This window comes from Herbidospora sakaeratensis (genome assembly GCF_001570525.1).
GTDB lineage: Bacteria > Actinomycetota > Actinomycetes > Streptosporangiales > Streptosporangiaceae > Herbidospora > Herbidospora sakaeratensis.
In genome coordinates, this window is record NZ_BBXC01000023.1 from 45,420 (window position 1) to 63,364 (window position 17,945).

The following is a 17,945-nucleotide window of genomic DNA, read 5'->3' on the forward strand; positions in this document are numbered from 1 at the left end:
ATGGGCGAAGACTTCAAAAATACTCGCGTGCCCTCTCCCGCCCGGTAGAACCTCGCCCGGCAGGCACGCTCATCTGGAGGAACTTCAGTGAGGATCGTTCCCCGAAGGAGGAGCCGCCAGCTGGCGGTCGGCCTCGCCATCCCCATCGCCCTCGTGCTCAGCCCGCTGCCGAGCCTCGCCGACCCGGTGCCACCGGTCAGCGCGGTGCCGGCCGACCGGCAGCCCGCCGGCACCCAGGACGGTGTCGCGCTGATTCGCATCGTCGTTCCCGACCAGGCGGCCGTCGACCGCCTGAACGACATGGGCGTCGACCTCGCCGAGTACAAGAAGCCCACCGACGAGGGCCTGGAGATCCACGCGGTGCTCAGCCCGGAGGAGGCCCAGGCGCTCCGGGACCAGGGCTACGACCTGCGCGGCACCATCTCCGACCAGAGCGACGTCGCCGAGAACCAGGCGCAGCGCCGCCAGGCCCTCGCGCGCATCGCCGCCGCGGAGGCGGCCGACAGCGACAAGCTGACCGTGCTGCGCTCGGAGTGGTTCACCAACACCGGCAACCAGCGTTTCCTGTCGGTCGAGGTCAAGTCGAGCGCCGTGGACGCCGAGACCGTGCTCACCGTGAGCTGGGACAACGGACCGGGCACCGAGCCCGGTTCGGGCGGCACCGCCACGATGAGCCGCTTCACCGACGCCGGCCAGTACATGTACCACCGCTTCAACTCGCCGCTGCCGATCAACACCGCTCCCTCTAAGGTGACGATCACCAGCAACCGCGGCGGCACCGTCACGGTCGACGTGAAGCAGTGGCTCGGCGCGCCGCAGAAGGCGCCCAGCCCCCACTACGTCTCCGACTTCATCGACCACTACATGGACCCGACGGAGATCACCGACCGCATCGTCGGCCTCGCCGCCGAGTTCCCGAAGATCGCCGAGATCGTCGACCTGCCGAACAAGACCAACGGCTACCGCCGCCTGGCCCAGGCGCAGTTCGGCGGCACCGGCGCGGCCGCGTTCTACGTGAGCTCCAAGGTGTACGGCCACGAGGGCGGCAACGACATCACGTTCGGGCTGACCAACCCGGGCACCGCGAGCAGCCCGCTCTCCGTCGCGGTGAACGCCAAGGCGATCACGGTCAGCCTCGGCACCGACGCCGCCGGCGCGGTGAACAGCACCACCAAGCAGGTCGTGGACGCCGTCAACGCCAGCGCCCCCGCCGCGGCCCTGGTCAAGGCCAGCCTCTACCGCACCAACACCGGCGCGGCCGTGGCCCCCACCTCGGCGGCGACCGCGCTGACCGACGGCCTGAAGGCCCCGGCGACCATCTCGCGCGAGCCCTTCCAGACGAAGGCGCTGCGCATCGGCCGCGACCGCGACGGCTCCAAGACCGGCGTCTTCCTGTACTGCCAGGAGCACGCCCGCGAGTGGGTGGCCCCGATCACCTGCCTGGAGACCGCCGAGCGGCTGCTGCGCAACTACGCGCACGACCGCCAGACCAAGGACCTGGTCGACGACCTCGACATCTTCGTCCTGCCGGTCACCAACCCCGACGGCGCGCACTACAGCTTCTACGACTTCAACTCGATGCGCCGCAACATGACCAACCACTGCCCCGAGAACAACGCCGACCCGGGCCGACGCAACTCGTGGGGCGTGGACCTCAACCGCAACTTCTCCGTCGGTTCGCTCACCGACGGCTACAGCGGCGCGTCGTCCTCCTGCACCAGCGACACCTACGCCGGTCCGGCGGAGTTGTCGGAGCCGGAGGCCAAGAACGAGGTCTGGCTGACCCACCAGTTCCCGAACATCAAGTTCGCGATGAACACCCACTCGTACGGCGGCTACTTCATGTGGCCTCCGGGCGCCTACAAGTCGGCCGGCCGTGAGCTGCTGCCGCGCGTCGACTTCGGCACCGAGAACTACTTCTGGGACGCCTCGTCCGAGATCCTGTCGGCCGTCCAGGCCTGGCGCGGCACGGGCATCTGGCCGGGCCGCACCGGTCCCGTCCCGGACGTGCTGTACTCGGCCGCCGGCAACAGCGCCGACGAGCACTGGTTCAACCGCGGCATCATCGGCTGGGACTTCGAGGTCGGCGCCGACCTCTGGAACCCGACCACCAAGCGCTTCGAACCCGTCGGCTTCCAGCCGCCGTTCGCGGAGGGCCACCAGGAGGCCATGGAGTTCGCCAACGGCCAGATCGCCATCCTGAAGGTGGCGAGCGAGTTCGCCGACGACGGCAAGCGGCCCACCTCCAGCCTGGTCAAGGTGTCGAGCGGGCCGGGCACCGCGACCTTCACCTTCTCGGTGAACGAGGCGGCCAACGTCTACTACACCCTCGACGGCAGCAAGCCGACGCTCCAGAGCACCAAGCTGGAGCAGGCCGGCATGCGCGAGGGCGCGGCGCACCTCACGGTCGACAAGGACACCACCGTCAACTGGTTCTCGGTCGACATCGCCGGGAACGTCGAGCGGAACTACGACCCCGCCACCGGCACGGGCAACTACAGCTCGAAGGTCGTCAAGGTCGGATAACCGCAGTACCAGATGGCCGCCGGGCGTCTCGCCCGGCGGCCATCGCCGTTCCGTTTCATTAGAGGTTTCCCGACAGCTGGCGTGAAAAGATCAGATCCGGTACGTTCCAGCACGGCGGGCCGCATTCCCGGCTCCCCCCTGCCCTCACCAGAAGCCAAGGATCAATGCTGTCCACTACCAGGCGAGGATTCCTCGCGGGCACCGGCGGGATGTTCGCCGCCGGTCTGGCCTCCGCGAGCGTGGCCCAGACGGCGGAGGCGCGTGCCCGCGCCCCGCGCAACATCGTCCTGATCCTCGCCGACGATCTGGGCGTGAGCGAGATCGGTCCCTACGGCCAGCGCATCATCGCGACGCCGAACCTCGACCGGATGGCGGCCCAGGGCGTGCGCTTCCGCAACGCCTTCGCGGGCTCCTCGCTCTGCGCGCCCTCCCGCTGCGCCCTCCTGACCGGCCTGCACACCGGGCACGGGACCGTGCGCGAGAACCCCGAAGGGGGTCCGCAGCACGCGCTGAACCCGGGCGACCTGACCTTCGCCGAGGTCGCGCGGCTGGCCGGCTACCGCACCGCCCTCATCGGCAAGTGGGGTTTCGGGCCCGAGCAGCCCGACCAGGACTCCCACCCGAACGTGCGCGGTTACGACGAGTTCTACGGCTACATCACGCACGTGCACGCCCACCAGTACTGGCCGACGTACCTGTGGCACAACCGCGAGATGGTGGCCTTCGACGGGGCGACGTACTCCCCCGACTTCCTGCGCGACCGCGCGGTCAGGTTCATCAGGGAGTCGGCCAAGGACGGCAAGCCGTTCCTGCTCCAGTTCGCCACGATCCTGCCCCACTCGCCGAGCGAGATCCCGGGCGACGCGGGCCAGTACGCCGACGCGCCGTGGACCAAGCCCAACCGCCGCCACGCCGCCCAGGTGACCCGACTCGACGCCCACGTGGGCGACATCCTGCGGACCCTGCGCGAGGCGGGCGTCGCCGACGACACCATCGTGATCTTCACGGCCGACAACGGCCCCCATCACGAGAAGGGCGTCGACCCGAACATCTTCAACTCCAACGGCCCCTACCGGGGCGTCAAGCGCCAGCTGTACGACGGCGGCATCCGCGTCCCGATGATCGCCTACAACCCGTCGTTCAGCCCGAAGGTCGTCGACGACCCGGTGGCGTTGTGGGACGTGCTGCCGACGGTGGCCGACGTCGCGGGTCTCCCCGTCCCGGCCCACATCGACGGCCGATCCTTCCTCGGCGCGTTGACCGGCGGCCGCTACGCGGGCCACCCGTACCTGGTCTGGAACCGCCCGAAGAAGATGCAGGCGATCCGGCGCGGCCACTGGAAGCTGATCCGCTTCCACCCGAACATCGCCGGCGCCGGCCCCGAGGGCCGCAACGAGCTCTACGACCTGCGCAGCGACCGGGGCGAACGCCACAACGTGGCCGAGCGCCACCCGAACCTGGTCGCCGAGCTCAACGAGCTGCTCGACGGCGCGATCGGCCCCGACCCGCGCATCCCCTACGGCCTGTCGGCCCGCGAAGAGGGCGACGGCGTGGTGGTCTCCCTGGCCAACGGCTCGGCCGGCCCGTGGACCAAGGTCCGCCTCTACCTCGACGACGACGACGCCAAGAGCGTCGGTCAGGAGCGCCTGGTCAAGGCCGAGTCGTTCGTGGCGACGTTCCCGAAGAAGGGCAGGGTCGCGCACGCCCGCTTCGTCGTGAACGGCGAGGAGATCCACTTCCGCACCAAGGTCCAGAAGGCCCCCCACTGACGATGCGGATCATCGAGGGCGCCGGCGTCTGGGCCGGCGCGGCCGACGACTGGACCGAGCACCTGCGCACCCCCGACCTGTCGGTGGGCACCTACTGCATCCCGGCGGGCGGCGTCGACGACCAGAGCCCCCACACCGAAGACGAGATCTACGTCGTGACGACCGGCCGCGCCCGCATCGTGACCCCCACGGGCGACGCGGAGGTCGGTCCGGGCGCGGTCATCTTCGTCCCGGCGGGCGAGGACCACCGCTTCGTCGACGTGACCGAGGACCTGACCCTCCTGGTGGTGTTCGGCCCGGCCTACGGCTCCCGCGGCGCGTGACCCGTCCTGCTCTGGGAGCTTTCCTAGATCAATAAGGAAACTTTCCTATTGACAACTCAAGTGACAGCGGTGTTACATCCTCTTAATTTAAGCCGTAAAGCGCTTTCGGAGGACTCCCATGCGCCGACCGAGGCTGCTCCTCGCCCTGTTAACCGCGGCCGCCACGCTCGTCAGCGGGCTGGTGGCCATGCCGCAGGCCCAGGCCGCCATCGGGCCTGTGACCTGGTCTGATGAGTTCAACGCTCCGGCGGGCACGTCGATCGACGGGTCCAAGTGGAAGTTCGACATCGGCGGCGGCGGCTGGGGCAACAACGAGCAGCAGTACTACACGAACTCGACTCGCAACGTTTACCACGACGGCGCGGGCAACCTCGCGATCACGGCCCGGCGGGAGAACCCGTCGAACCTCCAGTGCCACTACGGGACCTGCCAGTACACCTCCGGCCGCATCCTCACGGCCGACCGGTTCACGCAGGCGTACGGCCGGTTCGAGGCGCGGCTGAAGATCCCGCGGGGGCAGGGCATCTGGCCGGCGTTCTGGATGCTGGGCGGCGGCACCTGGCCCAACGGCGGCGAGATCGACATCATGGAGAACGTCGGCAACCAGCCGAACACGGTCTACGGCACCGTCCACGGCCCCGGGTACTTCGGCGGCACGGCGGTCGGCGGGAACCGGTCGATCGGCGCGCCGCTCGCCGACGCCTTCCACACCTACCGCGTCGACTGGTCGCCCAACCTGATCATCTGGTACCTCGACGGCTCGGAGTTCTTCCGCGTCACCCCCTCCAGCCTGCGCGGCAACGCCTGGGTGTTCGACCACCCGTTCTTCATGATCCTGAACGTGGCGGTCGGCGGCTACTGGCCCGGCTACCCCGACGGCACCACCCAGTTCCCGCAGACCATGCTGATCGACTACGTCCGCGTCTCGGCCTGGCAGCCCGACGGCGGGGGCGGCACCGGAAGCAACCTGCGCTCGGCCCTGAACAGCAAGTGCGTCGACATCCCCGCCGCCAACCCGGTCGACGCCGCGAGACTGCAGATGTACGACTGCAACGGCACCGCCGCCCAGCAGTGGTCGGTCAACTCCGACGGCACGGTCCGCGCGATGGGCAAGTGCATGGACGCCGCCGCGGCCGGCACCGCCAACGGCACCCCGATCCAGCTCTACACGTGCAACGGCACCGCCGCCCAGCGGTTCACCCTGTCGGGCGCGGGTGACCTGGTGAACATCGCCGCCAACAGATGCGTCGACATCGCCGGCCGCAACACCGCCAACGGAGCACAGCTCCAGCTGTGGGACTGCACGGGCGCCTCCAACCAGAAGTGGTCGCGCTCGTAACGTCCACCAAAAAGAGAAGAGGGCGCCCGCGACCCGGGCGCCCTCTTCTTTGCCCGGAGTTCTGCCTGTTTCAGGCTTAATTCAGTCGTGACACGCCGGTCAGCCGGTTGAGTATTGACGGTTTTCGGCACCGGTCCGATACTCGGTTCACTCCGAGAGAGCGTTCTCTGTGAGGGGGTGAACCATGTCCCGGCGGATCGCCAACCGCACCCGTGTCATCCGCGCCCTGCGTGAGCGCGGTCCGTTGTCGCGCCGGGAACTGGCCGGCATCGGGTTGTCCCGGTCGACCGTCACCTCGGTCGTCGACGAGCTCGCCGGCTCGGGGCTGGTCGTGGAGGTCTCCGGGCCCGCCCGGGGGGCCGGGCGGCCGGCGCAGCTCATCTCGCTCTCCCCCGCGCTCGGGGTGGCGGTGGGGGTCGAGATCGCCAACGGGGTGGTCCGGGCGGCGGTCTGCGATCTCTCCCGGCGGCTGCTCGCCCATGAGGCGGTCGCGGTCGACGAGCGTACCGGACCCGAAGAGACGCTGGTCGTGGTGGCCGGGCTGGTCGACCGGCTGCTGGCCGGGCGCTCGCGCGACGACGTGCTCGGGGTGGGCATCGCGATCCCGGGGCCGATCCAGCGCGGCACCGGGCGCAACGGGCGGGCGACCACGCTGAAGCCGTGGGTGGACGTCAACCCCTACGTCACCGCGGCCGAGGCGCTGAAGTTGCCGATCGCCGTCGACAACGACGCCAACCTCGCCGCCGTCGCCGAGGCCACGTGGGGCGCGGCGCGCGGGCTGCGGGACGTCGCCTACGTCTACTCCGCCGCCGGCATCGGCGTCGGGTTCATCCTCAACGGGTCCCTGTACGCCGGGGCGAACGGCACCGCCGGGGAGCTCGGCCACACCACGATCGACGAGAACGGCGAGATCTGCGAGTGCGGCGGCCGGGGCTGCCTGAACACGCTGGCCAACGCCGCGTCGATCTCCCTCAACCTGCGCCGGAGCCATGGACGCGAACTGTCCATCGCCGAGGTCATCACGCTGGCCCACCAAGGGGATCTCGGTTGCCGCCGGGTCATCGCCGACGCGGGCCGGCACATCGGGCTGGCCGCGGCCAACCTCTACAACCTGCTCGACCCCGAGCTGATCATCCTGGGCGGGAACCTCGCGCCCGCCGGGGAGATCCTCCTGGGGCCGCTGCGGGAGTCGATGGCCCGCCGGGCCATCCACGCCGGGGAGGTGCTGCCGCCCTTCATCGTCGGCGAGCTCGATCAGGACGTGGTGGTCGGGATGGGCGCCGCCGCCGTCGTGTTGCGGGACGACGAGAGGTTCCCGCTGCCCGACAGGTGACGGCCCGGCTCACGGTTGCCGCCGGGAGCCGGGCCTTTTACGCCACGGGGTGGGCCCGTGGCGGCGACACAAAAAGTGGAGCAGTCATGAATTTACCTCGCCTCGGCATGCTCATCGTGCTGGTGCTGGCGACGGCCTGCGGGACGGCGGCCGAGCCGCCCGCGTCGGCCCCCGCGGGCGCCGGAGGGAAGCTGAAGATCGCCCTGTCCAACTCGTTCATCGGGAACCAGTGGCGGGTCGAGATGGAGAACGTCTTCAAGGCGGCGTGCGCGATGCCGCCGTACAAGGACCAGGTCGAGTGCAGCGTCTTCAACGCCGGCAACGACGTGTCGACGCAGTCGCGGCAGATCTCCAACCTGATCTCGCAGGGCGTCGACGGCATCGTCATCAACGCGGCCTCCACGAGCGGGCTCAACGGGGTCGTGCAGCAGGCCTGTGACCGGGGGATCACCGTGGTGTCCTTCGACAACACCGTCGATCACCCGTGCGGGATCACGGTCAACACCGACCAGGTGAAGTTCGGGCAGCAGCTGGCGCAGTTCATCGTCGACGAGCTCGGCGGCAGCGGCAACGTGGTGATGGTCACCGGCGTGGCCGGGACCGGCGCCGACAACGACCGCAACAAGGGCGCCAAGGAGGTGTTCGCGGCCAACCCCGGCATCAAGGTGGTGGCCGAGTACAGCGGCATGTGGGACTCGGCGACCGCCCAGCGGGTCACGGCCGCGCAGTTGCCGAGCCTGCCCGACGTCGACGGCGTGTGGGTCTCGGGCGGCACCGACGGCGTCATCAAGGCGTTCGCCGACGCCAAGCGGGAGATGCCGGTGTTCGGCGGGGAGGCCGAGAACGGCTTCCGCAAGTACATGGCCGGCACCCTGACGCCGCAGGTCAAGGGCATGTCGATCGGCCAGCCGCCCTACCTGTCGGTGGTCGCGCTGGAACTGGCGCGGGCGGTCATCAAGAAGGAGCGTGAGAAGGGCAACCTGACGATCCCGTTCCCGGTCGTGACCGGCTCGGCGCTGACCCCGGGTGAGACCGTCTTCCCCGACCTGCCCGACAGCTTCTTCGCCGACTTCACCGACTCGGGCCCGAACGCGATCCTGGTCCTGTGCCAGCAGGCCGCGACCGACGGCACCCCCTGTCCTGGCGCGACCCTCTCCGTCAAGCTCGGCACCCCATGACCGTCGTGGCCACCGGGGTCGGCCGCGCGTTCGGCGGCGTCCAGGCCCTCCGGGACGCGTCCTTCGCGGCGCGTCCCGGGGAGATCCACGCCCTGGCCGGGGAGAACGGCGCCGGGAAGAGCACCCTCATCAAGGTGCTCTGCGGCGCGATCCGCGCCGACACCGGGACCGTCACGGTCGAGGGCCGGATCGCGACCGCCTTCCAGGAGCTCTCCCTGCTGCCCGACCTGACCGTGGCGGAGAACCTGCTGCTGGCCGCGCCGCCCCGGGGGCGGCTCGGCCTGGTCCGCCGCGGCCGCCTCGCCGACGAGGCCGCCCTCGTGCTCTCCCGGTACGGGGCCACCGGCGTCGACCCCCGCTCCCCCGCCCGTGACCTGGCCGTCTCGCAGAAACAGGTGGTCGAACTGGTGCGGGTGCTGGCCATGGAACCCGACGTCGTCTTCCTGGACGAGCCCACGGCCGCCCTGGCCGAACGCGAGGTCGACTGGCTCGCCGGGCACATGCGCCGCCTGCGGGACGCCGGGGCGTGCGTCATCTTCACCTCGCACCGCTGGCGGGAGATCGAACGCCTGGCCGACCGGGTGACCGTCTTCCGCAACGGCACCGACGTGGCGACCCGCGAGCGGCTGACCGAGGAGGAGGCGATCACGCTGATGACGGGCCGGACCCTGGGCGCCACCTATCCCGATATTTCGGGAATCGTTCCCGGAGAGAACGCGCTGACGGTGTCCGGCCTGACGAGCGGGCGGCTCCGCGAGGTGTCGTTCGAGCTGCGCAGGGGCGAGATCCTGGGCGTGGGCGGCCTGGCCGGGCAGGGCCAGCGGGACCTCTTCCTGACCCTGTTCGGCGCGGGCAAGCCGACCGCCGGGGGGTTGTCGGCGGGCGGGTCGAGAGCCCGCGCGGTGCGGCAGCCCCGGGACGCGATCAGGGCGGGCATCGCCTACGTGCCCGAGGACCGGAAGGCCGAAGGGCTGCTGCTGCACCTGTCGATCCGCGACAACGTCGCGCTCGCCACCCTGGCCCGGCGTTCCCGCGCCGGGTTCATCCGGCAGCGGGCGGAGAAGGCCGCCGTCTCGGGCATCGCCGCGAAACTGGACATCGGGGCCGGGCGCTCGACGGCGCAGGCGGCCGGCACGTTGTCGGGCGGCAACCAGCAGAAGGCGGTGATGGCGCGCTGGTTGCTCACCGACGCCGACGTCTTCCTCCTCTACGACGTCACCCGGGGCGTGGACGCCGCCACCAAGCACGACATCTACCACCTCATCGCCGACCTGGCCCGCGACGGCAAGGCGATCCTCTTCTACTCCAGCGAGACCGAGGAGATCGCGGGCCTGTGCCACCGGGTGCTGGTCCTGCGCGAGGGCCGCATCGTGAGCGAGCTCCGCGGCCCGGTCGGCGACGCGGAGACGATCGTCGCCGCCTCGATCAGGGAGCCCGCCGATGCGTGATCTCCAGGACCGGCTCGGCTACCTCGTGCTGGCCGCGACCGCGCTCGCCTACTTCGCCGTCTACACCACCAGCCTGGGCCGTCCGCCCGGGTCGTTCGACTACCTCGCCATCCTCAACACCACGATGCCGCTCGTGCTGGTCGCGCTCGGCCAGAGCCTCGTCGTGCTCACCGGCGGCATCGACCTGTCGGTCGGCGGGGTCGTGAGCCTCTGCGTCGCGATCACCGCCGCCACCGGGGGCGCCCCCGGCTGGATCGTCGCCGTCGTGCTGCTCGGCGCGCTCTGCGGCCTGGTCAACGGCCTGGTCGTGGCGTACGGCCGGATCGCGCCCATTCTCACCACCCTGGCCACGCTGTCGGTCTACACCGGGGCGGCCCTCTGGGTGCTGCCCGTCCCGGGCGGGTCGATCGTGCCCGAGGTCAGAGCGGTGTTGTCGAACCCGAACGTGCCCACCGGCCTGGGCTGGCTGGCGCTGGCCGTGGCGGGCTGGTGGGTGCTGCGCCGGACCCGGTTCGGTCTGCGCGTCTACGCCGTCGGCAGCGACGAGACCGCCGCCCGCGCGGTCGGCGTACCGGTCGAGCGGGTCAAGGCGACGGTCTACGCGCTCTCGGGACTGTGCTCGGCCGCCGCGGCCGTCTTCTACGTCGCCACGACGACGGCGGGCGACGCCAACGCCGGGGCGCCGTTCATCCTCACGTCCATCGCCTCGGTCGTCGTCGGCGGGGTCGCGTTCACCGGCGGGAGGGGCAGCGCCATGGGCGCGGTGGCGGGCGCGGTCGCGCTCACGCTGGTCATCGACGTGTTGTTCTTCGCCGGCATCGACCCGCTCTACCAGTCGCTCTTCCAGGGGTTGTTCCTGGTCGTCGCGGTGCTGCTCGGCACCGGGGCCGCGCTGCTCGCCCGTAGGAGGGCCGCGTGAACCGCCGGGTCGCCTACGCCGTCGCCGTCGCGGCCGTCGTGCTGATACTGGGGGCCGTGTTGTCGCCGGGCTTCGCGTCGTGGCCGGGCCTGCGGGCCGTGCTGATCGTGGCGAGCTTCACCGGTTTCGTCGCGGCCGGGCAGATGCTGGTGGTCCTGGTCGGCGGCATCGACCTGTCGATCCCGTGGGTGCTCAACGCGGCGGCGATCGTGCTGACCACCACCGGCCTGGGCCTGGCCGACCGGCTGCCCCTGGCGCTGGCGCTGGCCGTCGGTGCGGGCCTGCTGGCGGGCCTGGTCAACGGCCTGGGCGTCGCCTGGCTCGGGGTGCCGGCGGTGGTCATGACGCTCGGCATGAACGGCGTCCTGCAGGGCCTCACCCTGGGCGTGTCCCAGGGTCTGACCTGCGGAGACTGCGGCCACTACGCGCCGCAGCCGCTCCGGGACCTGTTCGCCGGCACCGTCCCGGCCGCGCTGCTGGTCTGGCTGGGCGCCGCCCTGTTCGTGACGGTCCTGCTCACGCTGACCACCTTCGGGCGCCGCGTGTACGCGACCGGCGCCAACCCCCGCGCCGCCTACCTGTCCGGGGTCGGGGTGAAGGGGGTGACGGTCGCCCTCTACACGCTGTCGGGCGGCTTCGCCGCGCTGGCGGGCATCATGCTGGTCGGCTACGGCGGCCAGGCGTCGCTGGGCCTCGGCGACCCCTACCTGTTCGAGTCGATCGCCGCCGTCGTCGTCGGCGGCGTGTCCATCCTCGGCGGGCGGGGCGACTACCTCGGCGTCGTCGCGGGGTCGCTGACGCTGGTGGCCGTCACGACGGTGCTGCGCGCCCAGCAGGTGCCCGAGTACGGCCGCCTGATGATCTACGGCCTGGTCATCCTGGCCATCCTTTTCGCCTACGGCCGGGAGAGGGCCCATGATTGACGTCTTCAGCGACATCCCCTGCGCGCTGGGCGAGAGCGCCCTCTGGGACGGCGAACGCCTCTACTGGGTCGACATCCTCGGCGACCGCATCTACGCCAAACCCTGGACCGGCGGGGACACGGCCGTCCTCGACACCCCGGGCCCGGTCGGCGCGGTCGCGCTGCGCCGCACCGGCCTGCTGGCCACCCTCCGCCACACCATCGCCTTCGCCGACGTCGACCGCGGCACCGTCGAAAGCGTCGTCCCGGTCGAGAGCGCCCCGGAGAACCGGCTGAACGACGGCGCGGTCGACGCCGAGGGCCGGTTCTGGTTCGGTTCGATGAACCTGGACGAGGCCGCCCCGACCGGCGCGTTCTACCGCCTGAACCCCGACCTCACGGTGGAGAGGATCTTCGGCGGCGTGACCTGCTCCAACGGCCCGGCCTTCAGCCCCGACGGCACCACGATGTACCACGTCGACTCCTCGGCGCGGCGCATCACCGCCTACAGCGGGGGCGAGAGCCGCGTCTTCGCCACCGACGACGACTGCTTCCCCGACGGCCTGGCGGTCGACGCGGAAGGCGGCGTGTGGAACTGCAAGTGGGACGGCTCCCGCGTCGTCCGGTACGCCCCCGACGGCACGATCGACCGGATCATCACGGTCCCGGTCGAACGGCCGACCCGGTGCGCCTTCGCCGGGCCCGGCCTCGACGTCCTGGCGATCACCACGGCGAAGGGAGACCACCCGCTGTCGGGCCAGGTGCTCTTGGCCGACCCCGGCGTGAAGGGGCTCCCGGCCCATCCGTTTCTGGGCTGACCGCGGTCAGCCGTCGAAGCGGCGGCGGGCGGTCTCGATGTGGCCGAAGTACTGGTGGGTCCAGCCGCAGATGAGATCGACCGTCGCGCGCAGCGCCTGCCCCGGCGCGGTGAGGGTGTACTCGACCCGGGGCGGCACCGTGGGATACACCGTGCGCTCGGCCAGGCCGTTGCGCTCCAGCATGCGCAGGTTCTGGGTGAGCATCTTGTGGCTGATGCCCTCGACCTCGTCGCGCAGTTCGCTGAAGCGCAGGGTGCGCTCGCCGAGGGTTTCGATGATCAGCAGCGCCCACTTGTTGGCGACGTCGGAGAAGATCTCCCGCGCCAGGGAGTCGGCGCGCCTGAGGTCGGCCTCGTCGGCCGTGCCCGCGAACTGCTTGGTCACCATGAGGTTCCCCAGTCTCCGAAAAGTGCGTTCTTCCATGTCAACGTACACTCTCCTATGGTTCCCGAGTAACCAGAAGAGAGCACTATCGGGAGATCTCATGGCCGTTTCACTCATCAACCCCGACGGGCACGTCCAGATCCCGCTCTACCACCACCTCGCGGTGGCGAGCGGCAGCAGGCAGGTCCACATCGCCGGACAGGTCGCCTGGGACGAGCACGGCGAACTCGTCGCGCCGGGCGACCTGGCCGGGCAGGTCGCCCAGGTCTACCGCAACGTCGCCAAAGCGCTGGCGGCGGCCGGGGCGACGTTCCACGACGTCGTCCGCATGACGTGGTACGCCGCGGGCTGGAAGAGGGAGATGTACGACGCCTTCAACGCGGGCGTGGCCCAGGCGGCCCGCGAGTTCGACCTGGCCGCGCCGCCGGCGGCGCTGATCGGGGTGGACGTGCTGTTCGAGCCCGGCATCCTCGTCGAGGCCGAGGTCACCGCCGTCGTCGAGTAGGACTTGAGTGTGCCCCCGGGGCACGGTGTTCGCTGGTCGGCGGAGCGACGGACGCGAACCTGGAAGGAAACAGACGATGAGTACCGTGACGCTTGGACAGTCCCAGGAGGCCCGGCCGTTCGGCGCGCATCTGCGTATGAGCCGGTGGAAGCCGCTGGTGGTCATCGTCGTGCCGTCACTCGTGATGCTGGCCCTGCAGATCCTGCTCTACCAGGTCGTCGGCGTCGTCGAGGGCAGTGACGACCCGCTGGCCGCCACGTTCACGCCGCTGAAGTTCCTGGCCGTCAACCTGAGCGTGGGCGCGGCGGGCCTGCTGGCGATCACGCTGCTGGCGTGGGTGGCCAAGGTGCCGTGGCGGGTGCTCCTCAGCGCACCGCGCGCCTTCGACCCGCGCCGCCTGGCGCGTCACCTCCTCGGCGCGGCGCTGCTGGTGGGCGCCGGGATCGGGGTCGTGGCGCTGGTCGCCCCCGACGCCCCGGGCTGGACCGCCTTCGGGGTGAGCGCCACGACGGTCGCCATGCTGGCGCTCATCCTCGTGACCACGCCGATCCAGGCCGCCGGAGAGGAGCTGATGTTCCGGGCCGTCGTGCTGCCCGCCGCCGCGTCCTGGCTGCGGGCGGTCCGCCCGGCCCTGGCCGTCGGACTCGTGGTCTCCAGCCTGGCCTTCGCCGTGATGCACGGGTCGACCGACCCCTGGTTGTTCGGCTACTACGCCTTCATCGGCGTCTCCACCGGCCTGATGGCGATCATCAGCCGGGGCCTCGAGGCGCCGATCGCGTTCCACGTCGCCAACAACGTCCTGATGACGACCGTCAACACGCTGATGGCCGACGGTGCGGCGTTCCCCCTCGACCGGTCCACCGACACCGGCGACGCGTCCCTGCTGATCCTCGCCGCCGTCAACGTCGGCATGGTCGTCCTGGTCTGGCTGCGCGAACGACGGGAGAAGGCGGGCAACCCGTGACCTGGAGCACGCGCGAGTTGGCGGAACTCGCGGAGACCACGGTGAAGACGGTGCGCTACTACCACCAGATCGGCCTGCTCGACGAGCCCGACCGCGCCCCCAACGGCTACAAACGCTACGAGGTCCGCCACCTGACGCGGCTCCTGCAGATCAAACGGCTGACCGGGCTGGGGGTGCCGCTCGCGCAGGTGGCCGCGATCGCCGCCGACACCGACCGTCAGACTTCGGTCTTCCGGACCATCGACGCCGAACTCGAGGCGACGGTGGAACGGCTCCAGGAGATCCGCCGGGTCCTGGCCACGCTGTCCGAACCGGGCACGTCACTGGACGTGCCGACCGGGTTCAGCCGCGCCGCCGGGCCCCTGGGCGACAACGACCGCGCCCTCCTCACGATCTACGCGCGATTCTTCTCGGACGAGTCGATGAACGCCGTGCGGCACACGCTGGAGGCGGACCCCGACCCCGCCCTCGACGAGGAGTTCCGCGATCTCCCCGAGGACGCCGACGACGCCACGCGGCAGGCCCTCGCCGAGAAGCTCGCCCCGTTCGCCGACGGCGCGGGCGCCGATCACCCGGTCAGGCTGGACCTGAAGGCCGCCACCCCACGCCAGGCCCGAGCGGCCCGAACCGCCCTCGGACACGCTCTCACAGCCCTCTACAACAGGGCCCAGATCGACGTGCTGCACCGGGCCCACGTGATCAGCACGACCGGCCGCCGGCCGTGACGTCGACGGTTCCCGTGCGCGGCGGAGGACGCCCCTATCCAGCGGGGCCTCAGCCGGAGGCGCAGGTCTGGTAGCCGCGGCTCGCCGTCGTGATGACGCCGTTGACGCCGACGACCTCCAGACGCCACGAGGCCGAGTCGCCCATGCTCGAACCGACCACCTTTGTGACGGGTGCGCGGCCGCCCGCCGAGGAGGTGATCATGACGGTCTTCCACGGCTCACGCGCCCACACGGCCTCCTCGGTGAAGCGGGACCAGGCGTAGGTGAGCTGTCCGGAGGTGTTGCTCTCGACGTGGCCCTCCAGCCGGTACTTGAACGGCGTCCACGGAGTGCACGTGCCGGCGGTGCGGGTCACGGAGACGAAGTCGGCGCCGATGCGGTGTTCGCCCGCGCACACCGTGCGGTAGGACCCCCACTCGACCGCGTCGACGTGTGTCTCGGGGCTGACGATCCGCACCGAGATCCAGTCGCTCCCCACTGGGCTGGCGACCGGCAAACGGTGGAAGGGAGTGCTCACGGTTCTGGTGCCCGGTTCGGTGAAGACCACCTCGTGCACTCCCTGGGCGCCCCGCAGGTCCGAGCCGTCATTGGTGATCCACCGGTAGCGCACGGTCTGCGCGATCGGCGAGGTGATCTGCGCGGTGGCCGTGTGCACGACACTGGCACCGCAGGGGCCGAGATAGTCGGCCACCGGTTGGATCTCCGGCCTGTGCGGCATGGGCTCGTCGCAGGCCAGGGTGTACGCGATGGTCGCCGTGCTCCCGGCACCGATCAGCCGGATGGTCGTGGATTTCGGCCCGTGCCCCCAGTGGTGCGTCTTCGTGGTGGTCACGGTCGTGGATCCGGCCTCGGCGAAGACCACCTGCTCGACGCTGCCGGTGCCCCACTGGTAGGCGACGACCCGGGGGCCGTCGACCGTGATCGTGGCGCTGAGGGTGATCCGCGCGGGCTCCGGGTAGCAGGAGCCGGTGTGTGAGGGTGGTTGTGCTCCCACGGCCGCCACCGTGGCGTTCGGGGTCTCCGCGTGGGCTGGAGGTGCGCCGGCCAGCATCACGGCCGTCAGCGACACCAGGGCACTCCATAACCGCATGTCTCGTCCTTCCGGGAGGGATCGAGATCATCCTGAGGAGGCCGGCTTGCGGCCGGATGGTGGATGGGTTGGAGCAGTTCTCTAGTTCGGGCCGCCGGCCCGGCGGAGCCGTAAAAGAAGAGCGAAGCGAGCGTGAGGGGGCGCAGCCCCCTGACAGCGGGGGGCTCGGGGGTCGGCCCCCCGTATGCTCGAACCATGTATGACGACGGGCTGGTGACCTGCACGGACGCCGAGCTGATCATCAGGACGTACTACCTCTGGGGTGGCGACAAGAGGATCTCCCTGAGGGCGATCCGGGCGGTCAACGCGGTTCCGTTGCCGCGGGGCAGCCGGCGGTTGTGGGGCACCGGTGACTTCGTGCACTGGTACAACCTCGACCGTGACCGTCCCCGCCGCCGGATGGCGCTCTGGATCGACGTGGGCGCGCGGATCGTGCCGGCCGTCACGCCGAAGGACCCCGGACGGTTGATCACTGAACTGGCGTCGAGAGGGATCCGGACGAATCGGGCCGGGTTTGTGCAACGTGGTCAGAGCTGGATGCGGCCGGCCTGACGCGCCGCCCCGTCGCGAGGTCGACCACGGTGCCGTGGCGGCTGGTGGCGGCGTGCGCGGCGGCGTACAGGATCAGGACGTTCATGAGTTTCAGGAACAGCAGCATGCCGACCGCGCCGGCCACCACGGTGTACGCCGGGTTCGACGAGCTCAGGTTGAAGTAGAGCTGACCGGCCGTCTTCAGCACCTCCAGGCCGACCGTGATGATCAGGGCGGGGCCGATCACGCGGCGCGGCGACAGGCGCAGTCGCGGCGCCAGTGTCAGCAGCGCGGCCGACAGCAGCAGGTTGACCGCGAAGCCCAGGCCGAAGGCGGCGGCCTGGAGGAAGAACCGGGCCGTCGGGGCGTCGGGGCCGACGGTGTGGCCGGTCACCCACAACAGTGCCGACTGCGCGCCGAACGACAGGGTCAGCGACGCCGCCAGCAGCAGGCCCAGCGCCGCCAGCACGCCCAGGTCGATGAGCCAGCGGGTGAGGAAGCGGCCCGGGTACTCGTTGAGGCCCCACACCGCGCGGCTGGACGACCGCATCGAGTCGACCCAGAACAGGCCGGTCAGCGGGAGGCCGAACAGGGCGATCCAGCCCGCCGTGTCGCGGGCGTCGCGCAGGGCCACGACGTCGAGGCGGGGAAAGGTGTCGGACAGGTAGTCGGCGACCTGGGCCAGCGCGCCGGGGGTGTCCCAGACGTGGCCCATGATCACGAAGGCGAGCAGGCCCAGCGCGAAGATCGCGAAGAACGCGTAGTAGGTCATGCCCGCCGACAGCCGGCCGCCGTCGGCCTGGTCGAACCGGAGGACCGCGCGGACGTGGTGGTCGATCCAGGGATGGCGCAGGCGGAGGTCACTCCATCGACTCACCCGCATGGCCCCTTATTACCCGAGAAGCGCTGATTCAGACGGTGCCGCCACTGCGCCAGTAGACCCCGTCCTCCCTGGACAACAGGTCATTATCGATGAGGTAGCGGCGCAGGGCGGCGTAGTCGTCGAAGAAACCGGCGAGGACCGTGTTGACGTCCTTCTCGGAGTAGCGCACGCCGATCTCGAACGACTGGGCGACGCGGTCGAGGACCGCCAGGCGCACCGCGTGTTTCGCGGGCATCTGCACCAGGCGGCCCCCGACCAGGAACCTCTCGATGACTTCTTGGGTGATCTCGGCGCTCATGCCTCGATCGT

18 protein-coding genes are annotated in these 17,945 nt (G+C 70.6%); 14 read left to right on the forward strand and 4 right to left on the reverse strand.

Annotation, left to right across the window (positions count from 1 at the left end; all coding sequences use genetic code 11):
- Positions 1-87 precede the first annotated feature (87 nt).
- The 10 genes from AW271_RS33245 (at position 88) to AW271_RS33290 (ending at position 12,554) form a co-directional block, all read left to right on the forward strand.
- Positions 88-2,526, forward strand: coding sequence for a M14 family zinc carboxypeptidase (locus tag AW271_RS33245; RefSeq protein WP_062341577.1), 2,439 nt, complete (start codon positions 88-90; stop codon positions 2,524-2,526).
- A 164-nt stretch (positions 2,527-2,690) separates the two neighbouring features.
- Positions 2,691-4,295, forward strand: coding sequence for an arylsulfatase (locus tag AW271_RS33250; RefSeq protein ID WP_083977602.1), 1,605 nt, complete (start codon positions 2,691-2,693; stop codon positions 4,293-4,295).
- Between the two features lie 2 nt (positions 4,296-4,297).
- The gene (locus tag AW271_RS33255) at positions 4,298-4,618 is read left to right on the forward strand and encodes a cupin domain-containing protein (RefSeq protein WP_062341579.1); all 321 of its coding nucleotides are present in this window, start codon (positions 4,298-4,300) and stop codon (positions 4,616-4,618) included.
- Positions 4,619-4,736: 118 nt separating this feature from the next.
- Complete coding sequence (locus AW271_RS33260) at positions 4,737-5,957, forward strand: glycoside hydrolase family 16 protein (protein ID WP_062341580.1); 1,221 nt, start codon at positions 4,737-4,739, stop codon at positions 5,955-5,957.
- Between the two features lie 184 nt (positions 5,958-6,141).
- Entirely contained in the window at positions 6,142-7,290 is a 1,149-nt protein-coding gene (locus tag AW271_RS33265) for an ROK family transcriptional regulator (RefSeq protein WP_062341581.1), read from the forward strand.
- Between the two features lie 86 nt (positions 7,291-7,376).
- Positions 7,377-8,468, forward strand: coding sequence for a sugar ABC transporter substrate-binding protein (locus AW271_RS33270; protein ID WP_083977604.1), 1,092 nt, complete (start codon positions 7,377-7,379; stop codon positions 8,466-8,468).
- Complete coding sequence (locus tag AW271_RS33275; RefSeq protein WP_062341583.1) at positions 8,465-9,916, forward strand: sugar ABC transporter ATP-binding protein; 1,452 nt, start codon at positions 8,465-8,467, stop codon at positions 9,914-9,916. The genes AW271_RS33270 and AW271_RS33275 overlap by 4 nt, the downstream gene beginning before the upstream one ends.
- Positions 9,909-10,835 (forward strand): ABC transporter permease, encoded by a 927-nt coding sequence (locus tag AW271_RS33280; protein ID WP_062341584.1) that lies wholly within the window; start codon positions 9,909-9,911, stop codon positions 10,833-10,835. The genes AW271_RS33275 and AW271_RS33280 overlap by 8 nt, the downstream gene beginning before the upstream one ends.
- Entirely contained in the window at positions 10,832-11,758 is a 927-nt protein-coding gene (locus AW271_RS33285) for an ABC transporter permease (RefSeq protein WP_062341585.1), read from the forward strand. Before AW271_RS33280 ends, AW271_RS33285 begins: the two co-directional genes overlap by 4 nt.
- Positions 11,751-12,554, forward strand: a complete 804-nt coding sequence (locus AW271_RS33290; RefSeq protein ID WP_062341586.1) for an SMP-30/gluconolactonase/LRE family protein — start codon at positions 11,751-11,753, stop codon at positions 12,552-12,554. Before AW271_RS33285 ends, AW271_RS33290 begins: the two co-directional genes overlap by 8 nt.
- A 6-nt stretch (positions 12,555-12,560) precedes the next feature.
- Here the strand turns inward: AW271_RS33290 and AW271_RS33295 are convergent, their stop codons facing one another.
- Entirely contained in the window at positions 12,561-12,941 is a 381-nt protein-coding gene (locus tag AW271_RS33295) for a winged helix-turn-helix transcriptional regulator (RefSeq protein ID WP_062341587.1), read from the reverse strand.
- A gap of 97 nt (positions 12,942-13,038) precedes the next feature.
- Here AW271_RS33295 and AW271_RS33300 point away from each other — a divergent pair, with 97 nt between their 5' ends.
- The 3 genes from AW271_RS33300 (at position 13,039) to AW271_RS33310 (ending at position 15,132) form a co-directional block, all read left to right on the forward strand.
- Positions 13,039-13,443: a RidA family protein gene (locus AW271_RS33300; RefSeq protein ID WP_062341588.1), complete on the forward strand. Its 405-nt coding sequence runs from the start codon at positions 13,039-13,041 to the stop codon at positions 13,441-13,443.
- Positions 13,444-13,528: 85 nt separating this feature from the next.
- Entirely contained in the window at positions 13,529-14,407 is an 879-nt protein-coding gene (locus AW271_RS33305) for a CPBP family intramembrane glutamic endopeptidase (protein ID WP_218008245.1), read from the forward strand.
- Positions 14,404-15,132: a MerR family transcriptional regulator gene (locus AW271_RS33310; protein ID WP_062341590.1), complete on the forward strand. Its 729-nt coding sequence runs from the start codon at positions 14,404-14,406 to the stop codon at positions 15,130-15,132. Before AW271_RS33305 ends, AW271_RS33310 begins: the two co-directional genes overlap by 4 nt.
- Before the next feature lie 49 nt (positions 15,133-15,181).
- Here the strand turns inward: AW271_RS33310 and AW271_RS33315 are convergent, their stop codons facing one another.
- The gene (locus AW271_RS33315; protein WP_157554889.1) at positions 15,182-16,222 is read right to left on the reverse strand and encodes a hypothetical protein; all 1,041 of its coding nucleotides are present in this window, start codon (positions 16,220-16,222) and stop codon (positions 15,182-15,184) included.
- A gap of 195 nt (positions 16,223-16,417) precedes the next feature.
- Between AW271_RS33315 and AW271_RS40320 the strand changes: the two genes are divergently transcribed.
- The gene (locus tag AW271_RS40320) at positions 16,418-16,774 is read left to right on the forward strand and encodes a hypothetical protein (protein ID WP_157554891.1); all 357 of its coding nucleotides are present in this window, start codon (positions 16,418-16,420) and stop codon (positions 16,772-16,774) included.
- On the opposite strand, the gene AW271_RS33325 is transcribed toward AW271_RS40320, so the two are convergent.
- Both AW271_RS33325 and AW271_RS33330 read right to left on the reverse strand, forming a co-directional pair.
- Positions 16,692-17,630, reverse strand: coding sequence for a YihY/virulence factor BrkB family protein (locus AW271_RS33325; protein ID WP_245653323.1), 939 nt, complete (start codon positions 17,628-17,630; stop codon positions 16,692-16,694). The two genes, AW271_RS40320 and AW271_RS33325, sit on opposite strands and share 83 nt — an antisense overlap.
- A gap of 34 nt (positions 17,631-17,664) precedes the next feature.
- The gene (locus AW271_RS33330) at positions 17,665-17,934 is read right to left on the reverse strand and encodes a DUF2087 domain-containing protein (protein ID WP_062341593.1); all 270 of its coding nucleotides are present in this window, start codon (positions 17,932-17,934) and stop codon (positions 17,665-17,667) included.
- Positions 17,935-17,945 lie beyond the last annotated feature (11 nt).

What these genes read in the sequence shown, in the direction of transcription:
- AW271_RS33250 (WP_083977602.1), top strand. Translation starts at nt 2,691, where the DNA reads ATGCTGTCCACTACCAGGCGAGGATTCCTCGCGGGCACCGGCGGGATG.
- AW271_RS33255 (WP_062341579.1), top strand. Translation starts at nt 4,298, where the DNA reads ATGCGGATCATCGAGGGCGCCGGCGTCTGGGCCGGCGCGGCCGACGAC.
- AW271_RS33260 (WP_062341580.1), top strand. Translation starts at nt 4,737, where the DNA reads ATGCGCCGACCGAGGCTGCTCCTCGCCCTGTTAACCGCGGCCGCCACG.
- AW271_RS33265 (WP_062341581.1), top strand. Translation starts at nt 6,142, where the DNA reads ATGTCCCGGCGGATCGCCAACCGCACCCGTGTCATCCGCGCCCTGCGT.
- AW271_RS33270 (WP_083977604.1), top strand. Translation starts at nt 7,377, where the DNA reads ATGAATTTACCTCGCCTCGGCATGCTCATCGTGCTGGTGCTGGCGACG.
- AW271_RS33275 (WP_062341583.1), top strand. Translation starts at nt 8,465, where the DNA reads ATGACCGTCGTGGCCACCGGGGTCGGCCGCGCGTTCGGCGGCGTCCAG.
- AW271_RS33280 (WP_062341584.1), top strand. Translation starts at nt 9,909, where the DNA reads ATGCGTGATCTCCAGGACCGGCTCGGCTACCTCGTGCTGGCCGCGACC.
- AW271_RS33290 (WP_062341586.1), top strand. Translation starts at nt 11,751, where the DNA reads ATGATTGACGTCTTCAGCGACATCCCCTGCGCGCTGGGCGAGAGCGCC.
- AW271_RS33295 (WP_062341587.1), bottom strand. Translation starts at nt 12,941, where the DNA reads ATGGTGACCAAGCAGTTCGCGGGCACGGCCGACGAGGCCGACCTCAGG.
- AW271_RS33300 (WP_062341588.1), top strand. Translation starts at nt 13,039, where the DNA reads ATGGCCGTTTCACTCATCAACCCCGACGGGCACGTCCAGATCCCGCTC.
- AW271_RS33315 (WP_157554889.1), bottom strand. Translation starts at nt 16,222, where the DNA reads ATGCGGTTATGGAGTGCCCTGGTGTCGCTGACGGCCGTGATGCTGGCC.
- AW271_RS40320 (WP_157554891.1), top strand. Translation starts at nt 16,418, where the DNA reads ATGTATGACGACGGGCTGGTGACCTGCACGGACGCCGAGCTGATCATC.
- AW271_RS33330 (WP_062341593.1), bottom strand. Translation starts at nt 17,934, where the DNA reads ATGAGCGCCGAGATCACCCAAGAAGTCATCGAGAGGTTCCTGGTCGGG.